The sequence below is a fragment of the Microbacterium aurugineum genome (genome assembly GCF_023101205.1).
Lineage (GTDB): Bacteria > Actinomycetota > Actinomycetes > Actinomycetales > Microbacteriaceae > Microbacterium > Microbacterium aurugineum.
The window spans coordinates 3,204,121-3,225,005 of sequence record NZ_CP078078.1; the positions used below are offsets into that span (position 1 = coordinate 3,204,121).

Annotated in this window: 17 protein-coding genes; 3 read left to right on the forward strand and 14 right to left on the reverse strand. The window is 68.8% G+C overall.

The features are described from left to right. Positions 1–6 precede the first annotated feature (6 nt). Positions 7–1,083, forward strand: coding sequence for a sensor histidine kinase (locus KV397_RS15380; protein ID WP_315972130.1), 1,077 nt, complete (start codon positions 7–9; stop codon positions 1,081–1,083). Positions 1,084–1,166: 83 nt separating this feature from the next. On the opposite strand, the gene KV397_RS15385 is transcribed toward KV397_RS15380, so the two are convergent. From KV397_RS15385 to KV397_RS15400, 4 genes are read right to left on the reverse strand one after another with little or no spacing between them, the layout of a single operon-like run. Then, entirely contained in the window at positions 1,167–2,207 is a 1,041-nt protein-coding gene (locus KV397_RS15385; protein ID WP_261811653.1) for an NAD(P)-dependent alcohol dehydrogenase, read from the reverse strand. A gap of 28 nt (positions 2,208–2,235) precedes the next feature. Then, positions 2,236–3,099: a carbohydrate ABC transporter permease gene (locus KV397_RS15390; protein ID WP_261811654.1), complete on the reverse strand. Its 864-nt coding sequence runs from the start codon at positions 3,097–3,099 to the stop codon at positions 2,236–2,238. Continuing rightward, the gene (locus KV397_RS15395; RefSeq protein WP_047523301.1) at positions 3,096–3,953 is read right to left on the reverse strand and encodes a carbohydrate ABC transporter permease; all 858 of its coding nucleotides are present in this window, start codon (positions 3,951–3,953) and stop codon (positions 3,096–3,098) included. The genes KV397_RS15390 and KV397_RS15395 overlap by 4 nt, the downstream gene beginning before the upstream one ends. Positions 3,954–3,995: 42 nt before the next feature. After that, positions 3,996–5,372: an ABC transporter substrate-binding protein gene (locus KV397_RS15400; RefSeq protein WP_261811655.1), complete on the reverse strand. Its 1,377-nt coding sequence runs from the start codon at positions 5,370–5,372 to the stop codon at positions 3,996–3,998. 118 nt (positions 5,373–5,490) lie between these two features. On the opposite strand from KV397_RS15400, the gene KV397_RS15405 reads away from it, so the two are divergent. Next, complete coding sequence (locus tag KV397_RS15405; protein WP_261811656.1) at positions 5,491–6,399, forward strand: sugar-binding transcriptional regulator; 909 nt, start codon at positions 5,491–5,493, stop codon at positions 6,397–6,399. A 9-nt stretch (positions 6,400–6,408) separates the two neighbouring features. On the opposite strand, the gene KV397_RS15410 is transcribed toward KV397_RS15405, so the two are convergent. The 6 genes from KV397_RS15410 to KV397_RS15435 are packed head-to-tail and all read right to left on the reverse strand — an operon-like array spanning position 6,409 to position 15,113. Further along, positions 6,409–7,920, reverse strand: coding sequence for an SDR family NAD(P)-dependent oxidoreductase (locus KV397_RS15410; RefSeq protein WP_047523304.1), 1,512 nt, complete (start codon positions 7,918–7,920; stop codon positions 6,409–6,411). Between the two features lie 37 nt (positions 7,921–7,957). After that, positions 7,958–8,716 (reverse strand): SDR family NAD(P)-dependent oxidoreductase, encoded by a 759-nt coding sequence (locus KV397_RS15415; RefSeq protein WP_134352763.1) that lies wholly within the window; start codon positions 8,714–8,716, stop codon positions 7,958–7,960. Positions 8,717–8,750: 34 nt separating this feature from the next. Further along, positions 8,751–10,049: an ATP-NAD kinase family protein gene (locus KV397_RS15420; protein WP_261811657.1), complete on the reverse strand. Its 1,299-nt coding sequence runs from the start codon at positions 10,047–10,049 to the stop codon at positions 8,751–8,753. Continuing rightward, positions 10,046–11,629, reverse strand: coding sequence for an aminomethyl-transferring glycine dehydrogenase subunit GcvPB (gcvPB, locus tag KV397_RS15425; protein ID WP_261811658.1), 1,584 nt, complete (start codon positions 11,627–11,629; stop codon positions 10,046–10,048). Before gcvPB ends, KV397_RS15420 begins: the two co-directional genes overlap by 4 nt. Further along, positions 11,626–13,014, reverse strand: coding sequence for an aminomethyl-transferring glycine dehydrogenase subunit GcvPA (gene gcvPA / locus KV397_RS15430; protein ID WP_261811659.1), 1,389 nt, complete (start codon positions 13,012–13,014; stop codon positions 11,626–11,628). Before gcvPA ends, gcvPB begins: the two co-directional genes overlap by 4 nt. After that, complete coding sequence (locus KV397_RS15435; protein ID WP_261811660.1) at positions 13,011–15,113, reverse strand: beta-galactosidase; 2,103 nt, start codon at positions 15,111–15,113, stop codon at positions 13,011–13,013. Before KV397_RS15435 ends, gcvPA begins: the two co-directional genes overlap by 4 nt. Positions 15,114–15,241: 128 nt before the next feature. Between KV397_RS15435 and KV397_RS15440 the strand changes: the two genes are divergently transcribed. After that, positions 15,242–15,898, forward strand: coding sequence for a GntR family transcriptional regulator (locus KV397_RS15440; protein ID WP_052193514.1), 657 nt, complete (start codon positions 15,242–15,244; stop codon positions 15,896–15,898). Between the two features lie 80 nt (positions 15,899–15,978). Here the strand turns inward: KV397_RS15440 and KV397_RS15445 are convergent, their stop codons facing one another. Genes KV397_RS15445 through KV397_RS15460 form a run of 4 tightly spaced genes read right to left on the reverse strand, consistent with a single transcriptional unit; the run spans position 15,979 to position 20,835 of the window. Next, the gene (locus KV397_RS15445; RefSeq protein ID WP_261811661.1) at positions 15,979–17,619 is read right to left on the reverse strand and encodes an amylo-alpha-1,6-glucosidase; all 1,641 of its coding nucleotides are present in this window, start codon (positions 17,617–17,619) and stop codon (positions 15,979–15,981) included. Then, positions 17,616–18,563 (reverse strand): carbohydrate ABC transporter permease, encoded by a 948-nt coding sequence (locus KV397_RS15450; protein ID WP_261811662.1) that lies wholly within the window; start codon positions 18,561–18,563, stop codon positions 17,616–17,618. Before KV397_RS15450 ends, KV397_RS15445 begins: the two co-directional genes overlap by 4 nt. Beyond that, positions 18,560–19,522 carry a carbohydrate ABC transporter permease gene (locus KV397_RS15455; RefSeq protein ID WP_047522834.1) on the reverse strand — a complete coding sequence of 321 codons (963 nt, stop codon included), beginning with the start codon at positions 19,520–19,522 and terminating at the stop codon, positions 18,560–18,562. Before KV397_RS15455 ends, KV397_RS15450 begins: the two co-directional genes overlap by 4 nt. A gap of 2 nt (positions 19,523–19,524) precedes the next feature. Continuing rightward, positions 19,525–20,835: an ABC transporter substrate-binding protein gene (locus KV397_RS15460; RefSeq protein WP_261811663.1), complete on the reverse strand. Its 1,311-nt coding sequence runs from the start codon at positions 20,833–20,835 to the stop codon at positions 19,525–19,527. Positions 20,836–20,885: the final 50 nt, after the last annotated feature.

Below are 20,885 nucleotides of genomic sequence, written 5' to 3' on the forward strand. Positions count from 1 at the left end.
CGCGGGATGAGCGCCCGCCTCAAGCTCACGCTGAGTTATGCCGCCGTCGTGGTCGTGTCGGGAGGTCTGCTGCTCGCCGCGGTGGCGCTGTACCTGCTGCGGTACGTGCCGGATGTGCAGATCCCGTATATCGAGTTCTTCGTGCCGAACCGCTCCGACCTGATCCGGGCGTTCGTCCCGGTCGCGTCGATCGTCATGGTCGTCCTGCTGGCGCTGGGACTGGGCGGAGGGTGGCTGCTCGCGGGACGGATGCTGGCGCCGCTCACCCGGATCGGCGACGCTGCCCGGCTGGCGGCGCAGGGCTCACTCTCCCATCGGATCGCGCTGCCCGGCCCGCGCGACGAGTTCCGCGACCTCGCCGATGTCTTCGACTCGATGCTCGAGCAGCTCGAGGCGCATGTCGCGGAACAGCAGCGGTTCGCGGCGAACGCCTCGCACGAACTGCGGACGCCCCTCGCGATCTCGCAGACCCTGCTCGAGGTAGCCAGAGACGATCCCGACCGGGATGTCGATGCGCTGATCACCCGTCTGCGCGAGGTGAACACCCGTGCGATCGACCTGACCGAGGCGCTCCTGCTGCTCAGCCGCGCGGATCAGCGGACGTTCCCCCGAGAGATCGTCGACCTCTCGCTCCTCGCGGAAGAGGCGGTGGAGGCGCTGCTGCCGCTCGCCGACCGCCGCGGGGTCGCGGTGGAGGTGGGCGGGGCGCCCGCGCCGGTGCTGGGTTCCGCCGCGCTGCTGCCGCAACTGGTGACGAACCTCGTTCTCAACGCGATCGTGCACAACCTGCCGTCCGGCGGATCCGTCGCCGTGCGCACGCACGCGATGCCCCACGCCGTCGCACTCGTCATCGAGAACACCGGAGCGTTGCTGCCTCGCGATCGCGTGGCCACCCTCGTCGAGCCGTTCCAGCGCGGCGCCGACCGCACCCGCGGAGAGGACCATGCCGGCGCCGGACTCGGCCTCGCGATCGTCGACCGCATCACGCAGGCCCACGGCGGGACTCTGGTGCTCACGCCTCGCACGGACGGCGGCCTGATCGTGACGGTGTGGCTGCCGCATCCGTATCCGCCCGCTCCCTGACGGCCTGCCGCTTTCGAATCTCGCATATGGTCGCATCCCGCCGTTGGATCGGACCACATGCGCGATTCAAAAGGCGCCTCGGCTCACGCGGCGGTGAGAGCGGGGATGATCATGGTCTTGATCGCTTCCGGATCCGTCTTCGCCTTCATCAGTGCATCCTCGACGCCGTCCAAGCCGTATCGTCCGGTCACGATCCCCGAGGTGTCGACGATGCCACGGGAGATCAGGTCGATCTCCGTCGGCCATGTGTTGACGTACCGGAAGGTACCGGTGAGCGTGATCTCTCGGTGCTGCAGCATCGCGACAGGAACGTCGAGCTGATTACCACCCATGCCGACGAGGACCGCGATGCCTCCACGGACGATCGTCGGCAGCGCGGCACGGATCGCCTGGGCGCTGCCCGATGCATCGATGTAGATGTCGAAGTACTGGTCGAAGCGAGCGAGCCCGTCGCCCGCGGAGTCGATGACCTCGTCCGCCCCTCGTGCGCGGGCGAAGTCCCGCCGTTTCGCGATCGGATCACTGATGACGACCTCGACGGCACCGAACGCCTTCGCGACCTGCGCGGTCAGGACCCCGATCGGGCCGGCTCCGGTGATGAGCACCCTCGCGCCCGCCGTGACACCTGCACGACGGGCCGCGTGGATCGCCACCGAGACGGGTTCGGCGAGCGCGCCCTGCTCGTCGGTCATGGCCGAGGGAATCTCGTGCGCGAAGTCGGCGTCGACGATCACGAACTCCGCGAAGGAGCCGTCGACCGGCCAGGCGCCGAAGAAGCGGATGCTCGGGCACAGGTGATAGGCGCCGCGCTTGCAGAAGCGGCAGGCGCGACACGGCGTCTGCGGCTCCACAGCGACCCGCGTCCCCACGCGGCTCGCATCGACGCCCGCACCCACGGCGACGATCTCCCCCGCGGTCTCGTGCCCGAGCACGACATGGTCCCGGACGACGATGTCTCCGACGGCACCCGATTCGAAGAAGTGGGTGTCCGAGCCGCAGACGCCGACCGCGGTGACCTTGATGAGGACGCCGCCCGCACCCGGGGAGGGGACCGGGCGACTCTCGAGCTCTACGCGCTTCGGCCCGGTGAGCACGCTGGCGTACATGGTGGAAGGAACGGACATGGGTGGCACCTTTCGGTCGTGCGGGCTTTCAGCCTTTGACAGTGCCGGCGGTGAGACCGCCGACGATCCAGCGCAGTGAGAACACCGCGAAGAGAATCCCGGGGATGAGGGAGACGACCGTGGCCGCTGCCATGGGTCCCCAGTCGATGGATTGCGCGGAGATGTACTGCTGGATCCCGGTCGTGATGACCTGCGTGTTCTTCCCCGCCAGCACCAGCGGCAGCGTGTAGCTGTTCCACGCCCAGACGAAGGAGAGCATCAGACTCGCGCCGAGGCCCGGTGCGATCAGTCGCAGGAGCACGTGACGGAAAGCGGTCCAGCGCGTGCCCCCATCCATGGCCACCGCTTCTTCCAGCTCGCCGGGCAGATCTTCGATGAAGGAGCGGAGCATCCACACCAGCATGGGCAGCGTGACGAGTTGATACGCCAGGATCAACCCCAGATGAGAGTCGTACAGGCCCGCCTTCTGGAACAGCAGATACAGCGGCAGGATGATCAGCAATTCGGGGGCGAATCGCAGGGACAGGATCCCGAACGCGATGTTCTCGCGTCCCCGGAACGAGAAGCGCGCGAGTGCGTACGCGGTCGGAAGGCCGATCACGACCGTCACGAGCAGCGACCCCACCGTCACGATGAGGGAGTTCACGAACGGCGCCATGAACTTCGCACTGCTCAGCACCTCGACGTAGTTCGTCAACGTCGGCGTGAAGACGAAGGTGGGCGGGTAGGCGACGATGTCTTCGGCCTTCTTGAACGACATCATCACGATCCACACGAGGGGCGCGAGCGCGAAGACGCTCCACATGCTCAGCGACGCGATCACCGCACCATGCCGCAGGAGCTTCTTGCGACGACGGGACCGCGCGACGGAACCGCTCGGAGAGGCGTTCATGCTCCCGCCTCCGTCCGACGCGCCCGGAGCAGCACGGACGACAGCAGGTTGCACAGCACCCACAGCACCACGAGGGCCGCCATCGCCGCGCCGAAGTTCATGTTGCGGATGCCGTCCAGGTAGGCGAGCACATGGAGGTTGGTCGTCGCGTCCACGGGCCCGCCCTTGGTCGTCGTGTAGATGATGTCGAACATCTTCAAAGAGTCGATGCCGCGGAACGCGATGATCACGATGAGCACGGGCACCAGCATCGGCAGCGTGATGGAGAAGAAGTTCCGGACCGGACCCGCACCGTCGACCGCTGAGGCCTCGCGAAGCTCCTGCGGAACGCTGCGGAGGCCGGCCTGCGCGAGGAGCACGACGAACGGGGTGAAGATCCAGATGTCGATGATCATCACCGACCACAGGGCGCTGTCGAGGCCGTTGAGCCAGAGCAGCCCGGGCTGGCCGACGGCTTCGAGAAGCCAGTTCACGACACCGTTCTCGGTCAGCATCACCTTCCACATCAGCGCGGCGATCACCGGGGGCAGCAGGAGCGGCAGGACGATCAGCAGGCGGAACGTGCTGCCGTACGGACCGTAGTTCAGCAGCATCGCGAGTCCGATGCCGAGAACGCACTCCACGCTCACGACGACGACGGCGTACAGCAGCGTGATGCCGATCGCGTGCAGCCCCTCCCCGGTGACGAACAGGTTCAGGTAGTTCGCGCCACCGTTGAACGTCGGCGCACCCCGGTTCAGTCGGTAGGACGTGAACGACCACCAGACACCGGTGAGGAAGGGGTAGAGCACCGCCACGAGAACAGCGAGTGCCGGCAGGACGAGCAGGTACGGCAAATGAGGTTTGGGCTTCATGACTCTCTGTCCACTCCGATCGTCATCTCCGGTCCGCCGAGGTCACTCGATCGCCGCGTCGATCTTCGTCGCCGCGCCATCCAGAGCGTCTTTCACGGATGCCTTGTCGAGCAGCGCCGACTGGATCGCGGTCGCCCAGATGTCACCGACCGTCGTCCAGCTCGCAGACGGCGCGTACGGCCACTCCGCGTAGTCGGTCAGGGTCTTCTTCCAGACCTCGTTGTAGTCCCCCCAACCTTCGGTCGCGGCGGAGAGTTCAGGGCTCTCGGCGACGGAGACGCGCGTCGGATTGAGGTTGCCGTTCGCGATGGAATCCGTCAGCAGCTCCTTCGACGTCGCCCACTGGATGAACTGCCAGGCAGCGCCCTTGTGCGTGGACGCCGCGTTCATGCCGAGCGACCAGACCCACATGCTCGACGCGCGCCCCTTCGGCCCCTCGGGCGGCAGCGCGTAGCCGACCTTGCCCGCGATCCCACTGCCCTCCTTCTCGAAGTCGGGGGCCATGTGGTCGGCGTCGATGTAGAACGCGGAGTTCCCGGCGAGGAAGTCCTGCTGCGCCTCGTACCACGTGTAGGTGCTCGCCGCTTCCGGCGCGGTGCGCATGAGTTCGATCCACTTGGTGACGGCCTCGTTGCCCGCCTTCGAGTTCAGGGTGGCTTTGCCGTCGGTGATGTCCTGGACGCCGTAGGCCCCGGCGAACGTGGAGAAGGGGTTCAGGGTGGGGTAGGTCTTGTCGCCGCGACTGACGAACCCGGAGATGGTCTTGCCGTCGAACTCGGTGCCGTCGAGCTTCTGCGCGGCGGCGATGAGCTCGTCGATCGTCTGTGGCACCGCGACGCCGTTGGCCTCGAGGATGTCCTTTCGATAGAAGAGGGCGTAGCCTTCCTCGTTCGCGGGAATCGCCCAGAGACCTCCTTCGCCCGCACCGTCGAACTCCGTGGTGTCCCACCGCTCCGCTTCGATGAGCGAGGGGAAGAAGTCGTCGAAGTCGTAGTCCGGAGCTGTCTGCGTGTCGTCGTCGACCCACGGCTGCAGGTCTTCCATCCAGCCGGCCGCGGCGTACTGGTAGTTCATCGGCTGGGAGGTCATGAAGACGTCGTAGCCGGCCGCGCCGGACTGGAGCTCGGTGAGGATCTTCACCATGTAGTCGGACTCGGTCAGCGTCTCGATGTCGACGTCGATGCCGGTCTTCTCCTCGAAGTCGGACACGTGGTCGAGGACGGCGTCGGAGAGGGGATGCTCGCTCATGAGGATGCTCAGCTTCTCGCCGCTGTAGTTCTTCCAGTCGAACGACGAGACGTCGGTCGAGGACGTCGTGCTGTCGCTCGGCGCGCAGCCGGCCAGGAGGCCGGCGGTGGTGAGGACGACGACGGCGGCTGTGATGCTGTGGGCGCGCGCACGCTTTCGGCTGTTGTTCATCGATACTCCTTCGAACTGCGACGGGTTCCGTGTGACTTGCGTTCGAGAGTACAGGGAATGTCCTCATGTGAGTCACTAGAGTGCTCATATGTGCACAACTCTTTCAACAACCGAATCTGTGCAGTATGCGTACGCTGCCGTCCAGAATCTCCAGCACGGACGATCGACCATCGAGATCGCCGAAGAACTCGGCATCTCGCGATTCCTCGTGGGGCGGATGATCCGGCGAGCGCGCGAGGACGGTCTCGTCGAAGTCCGCACCCGCCTGCCGGAGCCCATCGCCCCCGAGCTCTCGAAAGCACTCAGCCGCGCCTACGGTCTCGAATCGGCGTTCGTGGCCCTCACCCCCTCGAACGACGAGACACGCACCCGCACGACGATCGCGAGCATCTGTGCACGCTTCCTGAGCGAGACCATCGGCGAAGACGCCATCGTGGGTCTCGGCCCCGGGCGGACGATCCTCGACACGTGCGGCCGCATCCGGGAGGTGGCCACCTGCGACGTGGTCCAGCTCACCGGCTTCGCCTCGGTCGACGCGGGGACGCACCTCGAAGCGATCAGTCAGCTCAGCGGCGTCGCCAAGGGGAGGATGTTCGCCCTCCCCGCCTCGTTCGTCACCCGGAGTGCCCGCTCGTGGGAGGCGGTGACCCGGGAGCCCGCCGTGCAACAGGCCCTGGCGCGCATCGACCACATCGACATGGCAGCGCTCACGGTCGGTGGTTGGCCGGGCAGCTCACTGCTGGCTTCCCAGCTCGACGAACTCGACGAACTCGTTCCCCTCCTGCGCCGAGGGGTGGTCGCCGAGCTGGGCACGACCCTGCTCGACATCGACGGCAACGAGGTCGACGGCCTCCACCGACGCCTGATCGGGATCACCACCGCGCAGCTGAAGCGCACCCCGACGCGCATCGCCCTCGGCGGGGGTGCGGGCAAGCAGCGCGCCGTGGTCGCCGCCCTGCGATCCGGGCTCGTCACCACCCTGATCACCGATGAAGGGACGGCGCGTGCTGCTCTCGACGCGCTCTGACCCGCGGCTTCACCAGGGGCTGGGCTCGTAGTCCTTCAGGAACACGCCGTGGATGTCCTCCCCGGCCTCGCCGCGCACGATCGGGTCGTAGACGCGTGCGGCACCGTCGACCAGATCGAGCGGCGCGTGGAAACCCTCTTCCGCCAGCCGGACCTTCGTGTAGTGCGGGCGCTCGTCGGTGATCCAGCCCGTGTCGACCGCGGTCATCAGGATGCCGTCCTTCTCGAGCATCTCGCCGGCGCTGGTGCGGGTGAGCATGTTGAGCGCGGCCTTGGCCATGTTCGTGTGCGGGTGACCGGGACCCTTGTAGCGACGGGAGAACTGCCCCTCCATCGCCGAGACGTTCACGACGTAGGTGCGGCGCGCCTCGGAAGCGGCCATGGAGGCCCGCAGCCGGCTGATCAGCAGGAACGGGGCGGTTGTGTTCGCGAGCTGCACCTCGAGCATCTCGAGCGGGTCGACCTGCTCGATCGACTGCACCCAGCTGTTGACGCGGTTCACATCGGGCACGAGCCCGCCGGCGTCGATCGCGGTGCCGTCCGCGTGCTTCTCGAGGGAGGAGGACCCGGGGGCCATCGCGAGGCGCGCGAGATCTTCGGCCGTGAGCGCCTGCCCGCCCTGCTCCGCGACGGTGCCGCCGAGCGCCGCCACCGACAACAGTGGATGCGAGTCGACCGAGGCCTGCAGCGCCTGCGGGTGCGGATCGACCGTGTGCCCGAACGTCTCCATCTCGGGCAGCGGTCCGTCGGGGAGCGGCTGCAGCTCGGCATCCGCGAGCAGCGAGTACGCCCCCGGCGAGCGCCGTACGGTCTGGGCGGCGTTGTTGATCAGGATGTCGAGCGGCCCCTGAGCGGCGACCGAGTCCGCGAGCCCGATGACCTGTGCCGGGTCACGCAGGTCGATGCCCACCACCCTCAGACGGTGCAGCCAGTCGGCGGAATCGGGCAGCGCGGAGAACCGGCGCACGGCGTCGCGCGGGAAACGCGTCGTGATCGTGGTGTGCGCCCCGTCTCGGAGCAGACGAAGCGCGATGTGCATGCCGATCTTGGCGCGGCCGCCCGTGAGCAGGGCGCGCTTGCCGGTGAGGTCGGTGCGGGCGTTGCGCTTTCCGTGGCTGAAGCGGGCGCAGTCGGGGCACAGCTGGTGATAGAACGCGTCGACCTGCGTGTACGGCTGCTTGCAGATGTAGCAGTTGCGCGGCTTGAGGAGCTCGCCCGCGATCGGGGCGTCCACGACGCTGGTGGCGAGGTCGTGACCCCGGGTCTCGTCGTCGATGCGGTCGGGGGCACCGGTGGCGGTGCGGGCGACCACGGCCTTGTCGGCCTCGGCGATCGCGTCGCGGATCTCCTTGCGACGCACGCGCTTGACGGCCTTGAACATGGCCGCGGTCGCGTGGCGCACCGCGACGAAGTCCGGGTGCTCGTTGTCGATCGTGTGCAGTTCGGCGAGCACGCGCAGCGTCGTGGCGAGGTCGTCCGGGTCGATGCCGGCGCCGAGTTCAGGGTTCGCGTCGGTCACCATCCCGATTTTACGCGAGTTTCCCCGCCCCACCCCTCGCTCAGGCGATGCCGCCGCCGTCCACCACCAGGGCCGAGCCGGTGACGTACGAGGAGTCGTCGCTCGCGAGCCACACCACGGCCTGTGCGACCTCGCTCGGCTCTCCCATCCGGCGCAGCGGGCGGTCGGCGGCCTCGGCGAGGAAGGCGTTCGTGTCCTGCGCGAGCTGACGCGCCTCGTCGCGCAGCATCCCGGTGTTCACGTCCCCGGGGTTGACGGAGTTCACGCGGATGCCGGCGGGCCCGTGATCGATCGCGAGCGCGCGGGTCATGTTCACCACGGCGCCCTTCGACGCGCAGTACGAGATCGCCTGGCCTCCGCCCTTGAGGCCCCACCCCGACCCGGTGTTGATGATCGAGCCGCCTCCGGCCGCTTCCATGATCGGCACGATGTGCTTGCACATCAGGAAGATCGACCGCACGTTCACGCCGAACACCCGGTCCCACTCCTCGACGGTCGTCTCCACGGCCGTGGTGCGGCGGATGATGCCCGCATTGTTGAAGACGACGTTCACGCCGCCCAGCTCGGCCACCGCGGTGGCGATGACCCGCTCGATGTCGGCCTCGCTCGCGACGTCGGCGGCGATCGCGATGGCCGAGCCACCCGCCGCACGGATCTCCGCGGCGACGCCTTCGGCCGCATCCGCGTTCAGGTCGACGACGGCGACGGCAGCGCCCTCCGCGGCGAGCGCGAGCGACGTGGCACGACCGATGCCTCCGGCGCCGCCGGTGACGATGGCCTTCTTGTTCTCGAGACGCATGGGGTGTCCTTTCGGGTTGGTTCCGCCGGATCGGTCAGGCGGGGGTCAGTTCGGGGGCGCTCACGGCGTAGAGGCTGCGGGTGCCGACGCCGGTGATGATGCGGACGTGTCCGGCGAGTCTCGCATCCAGATCAGGGTCGCCGGTGTCGACGAGAAGGGGCCGGCCCTGCAGGTCGAGGAGCTTCTGCTCCGGTGCGACGACCAGGAGCGGATCGGGGCCGATGGCGCGCAGGACCGCGGCCGAGAGCTGCTGGTTGCCCCGCCCGAGCAGGAATCCTTGGCCGCCGATCACGGTGATCACGGCCTGGGCCGGGCCCTGCGCGATCTGGGCGAGGAGCTCCTGTTCGCTGGCTCCCCGCACGCGCACGGCACCGTCGAGGACGACGTCGACACCGAGGGGGGATCCTTCGACGCCGAGCTGCCTCGCGATCTCGGCCGTCGTGCCGCCGGGTCCGAGCAGATAGCGGACGCCCGGGAGCATGCGCGCGACGGCTCCCCGCGCGGCGGCTTCGACGGCGGCGGCCTCGGTGACCGGCGTCGCGGCCTTCCGTGCTTGCGTCCGTCCGGCGCGGTACGGCACCCGGAGCATCCCGTACAGCGTCGGGTCGACACGAGCCTGCCGCATTGCTGCCTCGTCGATGTCGAGCACTTCGCGGTCGTCGGTGGGGAGTCCGCCCCGGTCGATCCAGTCGGCCGCGATCGCCCCGGCCGCCCGTGGACTGACCGCGAACACGGGCGAGTACATCTTCACGCCCGCCGGAACCCCGAGCACGGCGGGCACCACCGCACCCACCGCCGCCCCCGCACCCGCAGCCGCCGCCGCAGCCGCAGCCGCAGCCGACTCCACTTGCAGGACGACACGCCAGATGTCGGAGCCTTCACCGGCGGATCGTCCTGCATCTGGCGTGTCGTCATGCATCGGGTCGAAGGAGGCGGCCGCATCGAGCCCGGCGCACGCATCCCGCAGGGTCCCGTCCCCACCGACCACGAGGATCAGGTCGGCTCCGGCGGCGGCGAGCGCACCCACCGCGGCTGTCGTGTCGGCACCGGCTGTCGTGTCGGCACCGGCGGTCGCGCGACCGGGAGCCCACACCACCCGGGGCACGAGCCCCGCCGCACGGACGGCATCGGCTCCCATCGCTCCGTCTGCGGTCGCGACCACGAGTCCCGGATGCCGTGCGGCGAGTTCCGTCAGAGCCAAGACCGCCCGCTCCTGCACGCGGGAGCGGGCACCGCGCGCGAGGGCGAGGTGCTGCACGTCCGCACCGTCGGAGCCGGCGAGGCCCGCGGGCCCGCCGACTCCGGCGACAGGATTGACGACGAGTCCGATCACGACGCGTCGGACTCCGCGGGGAAGTACTTCCGCTGATACGCGCGCCACGTGATCGCCCAGCGCTCGGGGTCGTCCAGATCGTCGTGGTGCGTGTGGTGCACGGTCTGGTTGTGCGGGGCGGTGCGCACCACCTCGGGGGTCTCCCGTGCTTCGCGTGCGACCTCGGCGAGGGTCGCCGCATACTCGTCGAGCTCGGCGAGGGAGTACGACTCGGTGGGTTCGAGCGTGAACGGCTGGGGCACCACGTAGGGGTGGTGGCTGGTCCAGTAGTGCATGCCGAAGTCGGTCATGCGCACACCGATCTCCTCGGATGAGATCCCGGTCTCCCGGGAGAGCTCCTCCCACGAGTAGCGCACCTGCTCGATCCGCCGACGCCCGGTCGCGTAGGGCGCGGAGGCTCCGGGAATCGCGAGCACCTTCGCCATCAGGTAGTTGTTGTTCAGCACGGCGGTCTCGGCGGCGGCCAGCAGGCCCTCGGCCCCGAGCGCCATGATCCACGAGTAGGCCTTCACGAGCGCGGGGATCACCCCGAAGAAGGGCCCGACCGCGCCGATCGACAGCTCGCCCGCCTCGGCCACCGCGAACGTCCCGTCATCCGCGCGCACCACTCGCGGTCCCGGCAGGAACGGGGCGAGCGCCGCGCTCACGGCGTTCGCGCCCGAGCCGGGGCCCCCGCTGCCGTGCGGAGTGCCGAACGTCTTGTGCAGGTTGAAATGGCACACGTCGAACCCGGCGTCGCGGGCACGCGTGATGCCGAGGATCCCGTTGGCGTTGGCCTGGTCGTAAGAGGCGAGGGCGCCCACGGCGTGCGCGGCGTCCACCCACTCGCGGATCGCCGGATTGTAGATGCCGGTGTCTTCGGGGTTGGTGACCATGATGGCCGCGGTGCGCGGCGAGAGCGCTGCCTTCAGCGCATCGAGCGAGGGGTATCCCTCGGCGTCGGGATACACGGTGATGACCTCGTACCCGGCGGCCTTCGCGGCCGCCGCGTTCGAGGGGTGGCTGAAGATCGTGGTGATGACTTCGCGGCGCTGCTCGCCCTCTCCGCTCGCCTCGTGGAAAGCGCGGATCATCGCGATGTTCGCCCAGATCGCCGCCGATCCGCCCTGCGTGTGGAGGGAGACCTCGTCCATGCCGGAGATCTCGGCGAGCATCCGCTCCAGCTGCCAGACGATCTCGAGCACGCCCTGCGCATCTGCCGGGTCCTGATGAGGGTGCATCGCGGTGAGCTGCGGCGTGTTCGCAAGTTGGTCGTTGATCTTCGGCGCGTACTTCATGGTGCACGTCCCCTGGCCGATGTCGACGTTGAAGTCGGCGCCGAGGTTCTCCTGCGACAGGCGCAGGTAGTGCTTGAGCACACGCATCTGGCCCATCTCGGGGAGCTTCGGCTTCGCGGCCCGACGCAGGGAGGACGGCAGCGCGGCGACCACATCCCCCACCGCCGCGCGCACGCCGGGCTCCACCTGTGAGACCAGCACACCGCGTTCGCCGGGAGTGGTCAGCTCGAAGATGATCGGCTCGTCCCAGCGAGCCTGTTGGAAGCGGCGCAGCGCGGGCTTGGGGGCGACGGGGAGGCTCATCGGTTCTGCTCCTTCGCAGCGAGATCGGAGGCCGTGACGTCAGCGAGCGCGCCCGCCAGAGTGTCGATGTCGGCCTGGGAGGTGAGTTCGGTGACGCAGACGAGCAGGCGGTGCTCGCCCACGACCACGCCGGGTTCGATGCCGCGGGCGCGGAGCGTCGCGACGACCGCGTCCGCCGTGACCTCGCTGAACGTCACGGTGAATTCGCGGAGGTGCACGGCGTCGTCGTCGAGCGAGACGCCAGGAACCGCGGCGAGCGCCTGCTGGGCGTATCGGGTGCGGGCGAGCAGCACCTCGCCGAGCTCCGCCATGCCGGCGGGACCCATCAGCGCCAGGTAGACCCCGGCGGCGATGCCCCAGAGGGCGGCGGCCGTGCCGACCCATTCCTTCCCCTCCTCGCGATGCGCGAACGAGGTGCGGTCGTACGCGACGTCGCCGAAGCCGTACTCGCCGGGAACGTCGGTGGTCGCGAGCCCGAACAGTCGCGACGGCATCTCCATCACGAACCGCGGGTCGTCGTGGACGGCGATGAACCCGCCGTGGGCGCCGCCGAACCACTGGTGCAGGCCGAGGGACTGGATGTCACCGGTGACGATGTCCGCTCCCGAGACGGCGGGCGGGGCGAGGACGCCGTAGCCGATGGGGTCGGTGCCGACCACGAGCACGGCGCCCACCGCGTGCGCCGCGTCCGCGATGTCCTGCAGCGCGGCTTCCACGGCGCCGGTGGCGCTGGGCGTCTCGACCCAGACCGCGGCCACGTCATCGCCCAGCGCGGCGCGGATCGCATCGACGTCGGCGGTGCCGCCGACGGTCGGCAGGTGCTCGAGCGTGAGGTGGGCACGGACGTAGTCGTGCACCTTCGCGAGCTTCGCAGGGAGCACATCGCTCACGACCAGCACCCGTCCGCGGCCGGTGAGGCGCCCCGACATGGTGAGGCCGGTCGCGGTCGCCTGGTAGCCGTCGTAGGTCGGCACGTTCACGACGTCCATCTCGAGCAGCTCGGCCATCAGCGACTGGTACTGGAACAGCGCCTGGAAGCGGCCGTGGTCCTCATAGGGCTCGCCCGCGTAGGCGGTCAGGAACTCGCTGCGTCCGATGACCTCGTCGACGACCGCCGGTACGTAGTGGTGGTAGGTGCCGGCGCCGAGGAAGCTCAGCCGCTCGTGCGTCGAGCGGTTCCTGGCGAGCAGTGCGCGCACGTGGCGGGCGAGGTCCTGTTCCGCGACGAACGGGGCGGGCAGATCGAGCGGCCGCCCGAGCCGGAGGCCGGCCGGGATGTCGGCGTAGAACTCGTCGACCGACGCGGCGCCCACGGCGGCGAGCATCGCCGCACGGGACTCGGGCGCGGTGTTGGGGATGTACGGATGCACGAACGGGGCGGTCATGCGTCCTCCTTCACAGGGATCAGGGTGGCAAAGGGGATGGACTCGGCGCGGGGCGCGGCGAGCACGGCGACGCCGTACCGATCGAGCTCCAGTCGGTCCGTATGACGCAGACCGGTGAGCAGGTCGACTCCCGGGGTCGGGATCTCGAACGTCACGGGTGCGCGTCCGTGGTTGAGGTAGAAGGTGTAGTCCGTGGTGTCGTCGGCGCGGGTGACCGCCTCGACCTCGACATCGGTGTGCTCCCTGGCGGGGACGCCGGCCGTGCGCAGCACGTCGCGGAACACCGGAAGCAGACCTGCGGCGTCGAACATCGCGCTGACGTACCAGGCGGATCCCCGGCCTTCCGCGCGATGGGTCACGGCGGGCAGACCGTCGAGCTCGCCACCGGCATAGCGGCCGCGCACCTCCACGTCGTCAGCCGTTTCGAGCCACTCGCTCCACGACGGCACCGTCAGGATCTCGCCGGCGTAGTCGATGCTCTCGGTCAGCCCGTCGGCGATCGGCCACTGCTCGTCGACCTCGATGCCCAGAAGATCGCGCAGCGGCCCGGGTGCTCCGCCGTCGTGCACCTTCTCGGTCGCATCCACCACTCCCGAGAACGGTCCGACGACGAGGTGTCCTCCGCGCTCCACGAAGGAGCGCAACGCGTCGGCCTGCGGCTGTTCGACGATGTAGAGGTTCGGCACCACGATCACGTCGTACGCGTCGAACGGCCCCGTGGCGCGAACCGCATCCACCGGCTGGCCGAGGGTGTACAGCGCGCGGTGCCAGGCCCGGGCCTGCTGCGCCCACTGCAGTCTCTGCGAGGGCAGCGACTCCACGGCGCTGGTCCCCCACCACGAGTCCCAGTCCACGACCAGCGCCACGCGCGAGCGCACCCGGGTGCCGCGCACCGGCTCGAGCCTCTTCAGTTCATTGCCCAGCTCCTTGGTCTCCCGGAAGCTGCGCGAGCGCTCCCCCCGGTGACCGAGCATCGAGGAGTGGAACTTCTCCTGGCCGTACTTGGCCTGGCGCCACTGGAAGAACATGACGGCATCCGAGCCGTGGGCGACCGCCTGCAGACTCTCGATGCGGATCTTGCCCGGCGCCTTGGGCACGTTCACGTCGCGCCAGCTGGTCGCGCTCGCCGAGGATTCCAGCAGCAGCCAGGGCTGTCCGCCCTTGAGCGAGCGCATGAGGCCGTAGTTGAGGGCGGCTCCGACATGCGAGGTCGGGTCGGCGGGTTCCGGGTAGGCGTCGTCGGTCACGACATCTTCGATCGCGGCGAAGTCCCAGTAGTCCAGGTCGCGGAACATGCTCATGAAGTTCGTGGTGACCGCGATGTCGGGCGTGACCTCCCGCAGCACGTCGATCTCCACCTGGAACAGCTCCCGCAGGGCGTCGGACGAGAACCGCTCGAAGTCCAACAGCTGGGTCGGGTTGATCGGGCCCGGCGCCTTCTTCGGCGTCTCGATGTGCTCCCAGGAGGTGTAGCGCTGACCCCAGACGTTCACGCCCCAGGCCTCGTTCAGCCCGTCGAGGTCTCCATAGCGATCCTGCAGCCAGCGGCGGAAATGCCTGGCCGACTCGGGGCACCAGCAGCGTGAGGTGTGATCGCCGTACTCGTTCGAGATGTGCCACATCGCGAGGCCGGGGTGCTTCCCGTAGCGCTCCGCCATCGCGCGGGCCATGCGGGCGACGTTCTCACGCCAGATCGGCGACGAGGGGCAGTAGGTCTGACGGGAGCCGAACTCGAGCCGGTGCCCGTCGGAATCCCACGGCACCATCTCGGGATGGGCCCGCAGCAGCCAGGACGGCGGGGTCGCAGTGGCGGTGGCGAGGTCGATCGCGATGCCGGCGTCCCACAGCAGATCGAGGATGCGGTCGAGCCACGCCCAGTCGTAGACGCCGGGCTCGGGTTCGAGCTGAGGCCAGCTGAAGACCGGCAGGCTCACCATGTTCACGCCGGCCTCGCGCATGAGGCGGATGTCTTCGTGCCACGTCTCTTCCGACCACTGGTCGGGGTTGTAGTCGCCGCCGTACGCGAGGGCGTCGAGGCGGACGCGTCGGGCGGGCTGGTCGCCACCGGGTGCGGGCACGAAGCCTCCTCTCTGAGTCATGACCGGCTGATCCGGCGGTGCACTGGTGCGAATCCGCGATCAGCTGTATTCTGTATACAACACACTAGGACGTCGCCCGAGGCCCGTCAACCCATAGGCTGACGGGCAGGCGGCAGAAGAGGGGACGCATGGCGATCGAACGCAAGAACCTGCGCTCGCAGGTTCGGCAGGAGTTGCTGACCCGTATGCGCGCCGGACTCGTGCAGCCCGGCGAAGGCATCAACGAGGTCCAGCTCGCCACCGAACTCGGCGTGAGCCGCACCCCCCTGCGTGAAGCGCTCATCGCCCTCGAGTCCGAGGGCCAGATCGAGAGCGAGAACGGCAAGGGCTTCCGCTTCGTCCCGCTCAGCGCGTCCGAGTTCCGCGACCTCGCGCCGGTCATGGCTGCACTCGAGAGCCTGGCGCTCGAGCTGAGCCCGCCCGAGGAACTGCGCGTGATCGGGATCCGACTCAAGGAGATGGCCGAAGCCTTCGCCGACGAGCTCGTGGAGCACCAGCTGGTCATCACCAAGGACGACGAGTGGCACAGCGTGATGCTGTCCGCCTGCCCGAACACCCGGCTCCTGGCCGTGATCGACAACGTGCGCAGTTCGTTCCACCGCTACGAGTCCCTGCTGGTCCCCGAAGACGTCAAGGTCGAACGCGTCGCCGCCGAGCACGCCGAGATCGCCCGCCACCTCGCCGACGGCGACATCCCCGGCGCCGTCGACGCCCTCAAGCTCAACTGGATGCACGGCATGCAGCGCATCCTCGACAACGCCACGAGCTCGTACTTCACCGCCTGACGCCGCTCCGGTCGCACTTTCTGCCGGCAAAAGGGCCGAATAGCGGGAGAAAGCGCGACCCGAACGGATGCTGCGCGTGCTCACCGCGAGAGCGTCACGGCGAGGTCGACGAACAGCGCGGCCGACCAGCCGAAGGCGGTCGTGGCCGTGCGGGCCTTCTTACCCGTGTGCGGATTGAAGTACTCGTGCGGGCCCCCGCCGTGGATCACCAGCGCCACGGTCTGCTCCCGCAGTTCCCGCGCTCTCTCCGGGTACCCGGATGCCTCCAGCCCCTCGGCGACGAGCATGCTCGTGTTCACCCAGACCGGTCCGCGCCACATGCGCTCGTCCGAGTAGTCGGGGTCGGAGGCCGCGACCGTGGGCAGCCCCCACGGGAGAGCGAAGCGTTCGGGGTCGTCGACGGCCGCCCGCAGCGTCTCGGCGACGGCAGGCGGCAACGTGCCCGTGAGCAGCGGCATCAGCCCCACGACCGTGTCGCTGAGCTGCGGCTCCCCACCGCCGAATGCGAGGAAGCGTCCCCGCTCGGGATCCCACATGCGCAGCAGCAGCTCCTGTGAGGTCTCGGCCCGCTGCTCGAAGCGCGACACGTCGGCCCCGGGCTCGTACCGGCGCAGGAGGTCGGCGATCTCGCGATCCTGTCGCACCAGATACGCCCCGAGGTCGGGTGCGGCGGTCGGCAGGGGGCCATCGAAGATCGGGCTGTCATCGAGGCCGGAGGAGTAGGGGTGCCCGTACTCCGGCATCCCGTCGTGGTCGAGGTCGCTGCCGGCGAACCACCAGTCCTGCGAGCGGACGATCCGGGCCAGTTGCCGGCGCGCGTAGTCGGGCGCATCCTCGACGTCGAGCACCTTGCGCAGCGCCCAGGCGGCGAGCGGAGGCTTCGTCAGCGGCACGGGTGCGCTCGGGTCGGCGATCTGCGACCCGGCACGGCGCAGGTTGGCGCGGTCGCTCTCGGGCAGATCGTCGCTGGTCGCCAGCACCCCGAGCTCGTGCACGACGTCGGGCAGCTGCCCGTCGGGCTGCGGGAACCGGAAGGCGATGTCGAGCTGCTCGCGAGCGAGCTCGGGGTCGCCGTGGCGCAGACCGACCGCGATGAAGTACGCATCCCACTGCCAGAGACCGACGTAGCCGATCTTCGACGGCACGATGGCCCTGGCATCGCCCAGCGACGGCAGCTCGACGATGTTCGCCCCGAGCACCCACCAGCAGAAGGCGGCCATCTCCTGCAGATCGTCGCGCACGCGCGGGCACTTCGCGAACCACTCGGTCCAGATCGCCTCGGTCGCGGCCAGGGCAGCCGAGTGGTCGCCGTGCACGACCGCGACGGTGCGATCAGCGGCGACGTGCAGCCCGAGGCCCCGATCGAGCGGATGCTCCTCGAGGCCGCCGTCCGGACGCCGGAGCCGCACCCGCGATCCCGGAGCTCCGCCGAGGCTGAGTGTGGAGGGATCAGCGAAGGTCAGGGTCACCGCGCCGCCGCCGAAACTCACCCGCGCGGGATGCACGTCGGTCACCGGGAGCACCTCGCCCCCGGCACCGATCACGATCAGCGCATCGAGCACCCGGCACTCCGACAGCCGCCGCTCGTACTCCGAGGTGTGCACGCGCACGCCCTCGCCGTCGTCGGCGCGGAACACGAGCACGCGCGAGCGCGGGAGCGTGAAGGGAGCGGACACCAGGTCGAGGTGACGCCCGGCGAGGGCGGCGAGATCCGCCATCATCGGCCCCCGAGTCCCGATGCGGCCATGCTGTTGAGGATCTTGCGCTGACCGATCACGAACACGATGAGCATCGGTACGGTCGCGATCGCGGACGCCGCCATCACGAGCCCGTAGTTGATGGAGCCGAACTGCCCCTGGAACGAGGTCAGCAGCAGCGGGACCGTGAACAGGTCCGGCGTGTTCAACAGCACCAACGGGAACAGGAACGCGTTCCAGACGCTGAGGGCGGTGATGATGCTGAGCGCGGCGAGGCCGGGCTTCAGGTTCGGCAGCACGATGCTCCAGAAGATGCGCCAGCGCCCGGCGCCGTCCACCAGCGCGGCTTCCTCCAGCTCGCGCGGCAGAGCGAGGACGAACTGCCGCATCAGGAATACGGCGAAGGGGTTCGCGATCATCCCGGGCACGATCAGTGCGAGATGCGAATCCACCCAGCCGAGCTGCGACATCAGGAGGTAGAAGGGGATGAGGGTGACCTGCGCCGGGATCATCTGCGTCGCGAGGAACACGATGAAGATCACCTTGCTGCCCCGGAACCGGATACGGGCGAACGCGTACCCGGCCATCGACGCGGTGATCAGGGTGCCGACCACCACCAGCACGGCGATGTACGCACTGTTCAGGTAGGCCTGCCCGAACGGAACGGCGTTCCACGCGTTCACGTAGTTGTCGACGGTCCAGGGGTTCGGCAGGAAATCCAGCGGGTTCTTCAACAGCTGCGGGAGGGTCTTGAACGACGTCAGCAGCATCCAGATGAACGGGAACACCATCGAGATACCGCCGACCACGAGGAGCACGTGCAGCACGGTGGAGCCGAGACGTCGGCGGGCGCGTCCGGCCCCTGGTCCCCCTCGGCCCCGCTGCCGGTATCCGGGAGCGGTGAGGGCGACGGTCGAATCGGTCGCGGGGGCGGCGGGGTCGCTGAGGGGTGTGGTCTGGAGGGTCATGCCGGGTCATCCTCGTAGTGGACGAACTTCTTCTGCGCACCGAACTGGATCGCCGTGATGACGAGGGTGAGCACGAGCAGGATGATGCTGGCCGCACTGGATAGCCCGAACTCGAATCGCCCGAAGCCGAGGTCGAAGATGTGATAGACGATGGTGCGGGTCGCGTTGTCGGGTCCGCCGCCGGAGACCAGCACGTAGACCGTGTCGAAGGTCTGCAGCGACGAGATGAACGCGATCACCGAGGAGAAGAACACGATCGGCGAGAGCAGCGGGAGCCGGATGCTGGTGAACAGCCGTACGGCACCGGCGCCGTCGATGCGGGCGGCTTCGATCACCGAGGGCGAGATGTTCTGCAGCCCGGCCAGGAAGATCACGACGTTCAGGCCCATCGACGACCAGATCGTCACGATGCAGACGGCGAGGAGCGCGAGCTTGGGATCCTGCAGCCAATCCGGGGGCGTGATTCCGAACACCTTCGAGATCGTGGTCGAGAGCAGGCCGTCCGCACGGAACATCTGCTGCCAGATCATGGCGACGGCGACGGTCGAGGTGACCACCGGGGCGAAGAACAGGATCAGGTAGAGCGTGCGGGTCTTGAGCTTCTCGAGTGCGACGGCGACGATGACCGCGAGCGTGAGGCCGATCGGCACGGTGATGATCGCGATCAGCAGGGTGTTGATGATCGCACGGGCGAGCAGCGGATCCTGCAGCTGATCGGCGAAGTTCGCCAGCCCCACCCAGGTGAGCTCGCCCAGGCCGTCCCACTCGGCGAAGGCCAGCACCAGGCTGGCGGCGAACGGCAGCACGACGAACAGCGCCATGCCGAGCAGCTGCGGAGCGACGAAGACGTAGCCCCAGGCCCGATCCCGCCGACGCCAGGCGGCCTCCCGACGCAGGGGCGGGACGGATGCCGCAGGCGTGGCCTGCGGCATCCGTCCGTTCTCGGTGAGCGTGGTCACTCCTACTTCTCCGACCGATCCTCGACCACGCCGGCGATCGTGTCGAGCGTCTCCTGCGCGTCGGTCTTGCCTTCGTAGAGCTTCTGGAACTCCTCGGAGATGGCGACCGGCAGCCCCGGGACCCTGGCCTCAGCGGGGTAGTTCGTGAACCCGATGTCGCGCATGTCGAGGAACGTCTGCGCGTGCACGGGGTAGTCCCCCTCGAGCACCACGTCGTCGGCACCCTTGATCGACGGGACCGCGTTCCCGCCCCCTTCGAGGCGGAAGGTCTGCCCCTCCGCGGAGAGGAACTCCGTCCAGAACGTGAACGCGGCGTCCTTCACCTTGGTCTCGCCGTTGATCGCGAGGAAACTGGTCGCGACGCCGGTGGGAGCGGCCTCACCGTCGGGCGTCGGCCAGCGGACGATGTCGTAGCTGTCCTCTTCGCCCGTGGCCTTGACCGTGCCGATCGTGTAGCGGCCCTGCACGAAGAAACCGGCCTTGTGCGTGACGAAGATGCTGTCGGCTCCGGCGCCGTCGGGAAGCGTGTCGGCGACGACGAAGGTGCCGTCCTGGAAGAGGTCGCCGAGCTCCTGCACGGAAGCGACGGTGCCGTCGTCCTGGTTCGCGACGAACGCTCCCGCCTCGTCGTACGGCGCGGGAAGGCCCTGGGACGACAGCCAGCTCCAGTGGGTGGCCCAGTAGTTCCAGTACATCGTCCCGGTGAGCCCCGCGTCGTGGAGCGTGGCGTTCATCTCGAGGAACTTGTCGGTCGTCCACTCGCCGTTCTCGGCCAGCGTCGCGGGGTCCTCGGTGATCCCGGCGGCTTCCAGCGCCTGCTTGTCGTACCAGAAGACGTCGGGGTTGGAGTCGTTCGGGGCCGCGTAGACCTCGCCGCCCTCCTCCGCCGCGCCGAAGAGTCCGGGGAAGAAGTCGTCCTTCGTGGTCTTGCTCGCGTCCGATTCCATCAGGTCGCTGAGCGGCATCAGCCTGTCGGAATCGACGAACTGGCCGATCATGTCGTCACCGACGTAGAAGACATCGGGAGCCGTGTTGCTGGTGAGCTGTGCGAGCAGCTTGGAGTGGTAGTCACCGTAGCCGGCGACGGGCTGGAGCTTGACGGTGATGTCGGGGTGGCGCTTCATGAAGTCCTTGTTGAACTCCTCGTAGCGGGTCAGCTCGTCCGCCGTGCCCCAGGTGGACCAGATGACCGTCGCGTTGCCGTCGGCGTCGACGCCACCGCCTCCTCCGCCGCCGCTGCACGCGGCGAGCCCCAGGGCCAGAGCGCCGGCGGCACCCAATGCCAGATACCGCGTCACGTTCGCACGTGCCATCTCGCTACCTCTTTCATCATTGGAAGATCGTGTCGGGAGCGCCTTTCCGG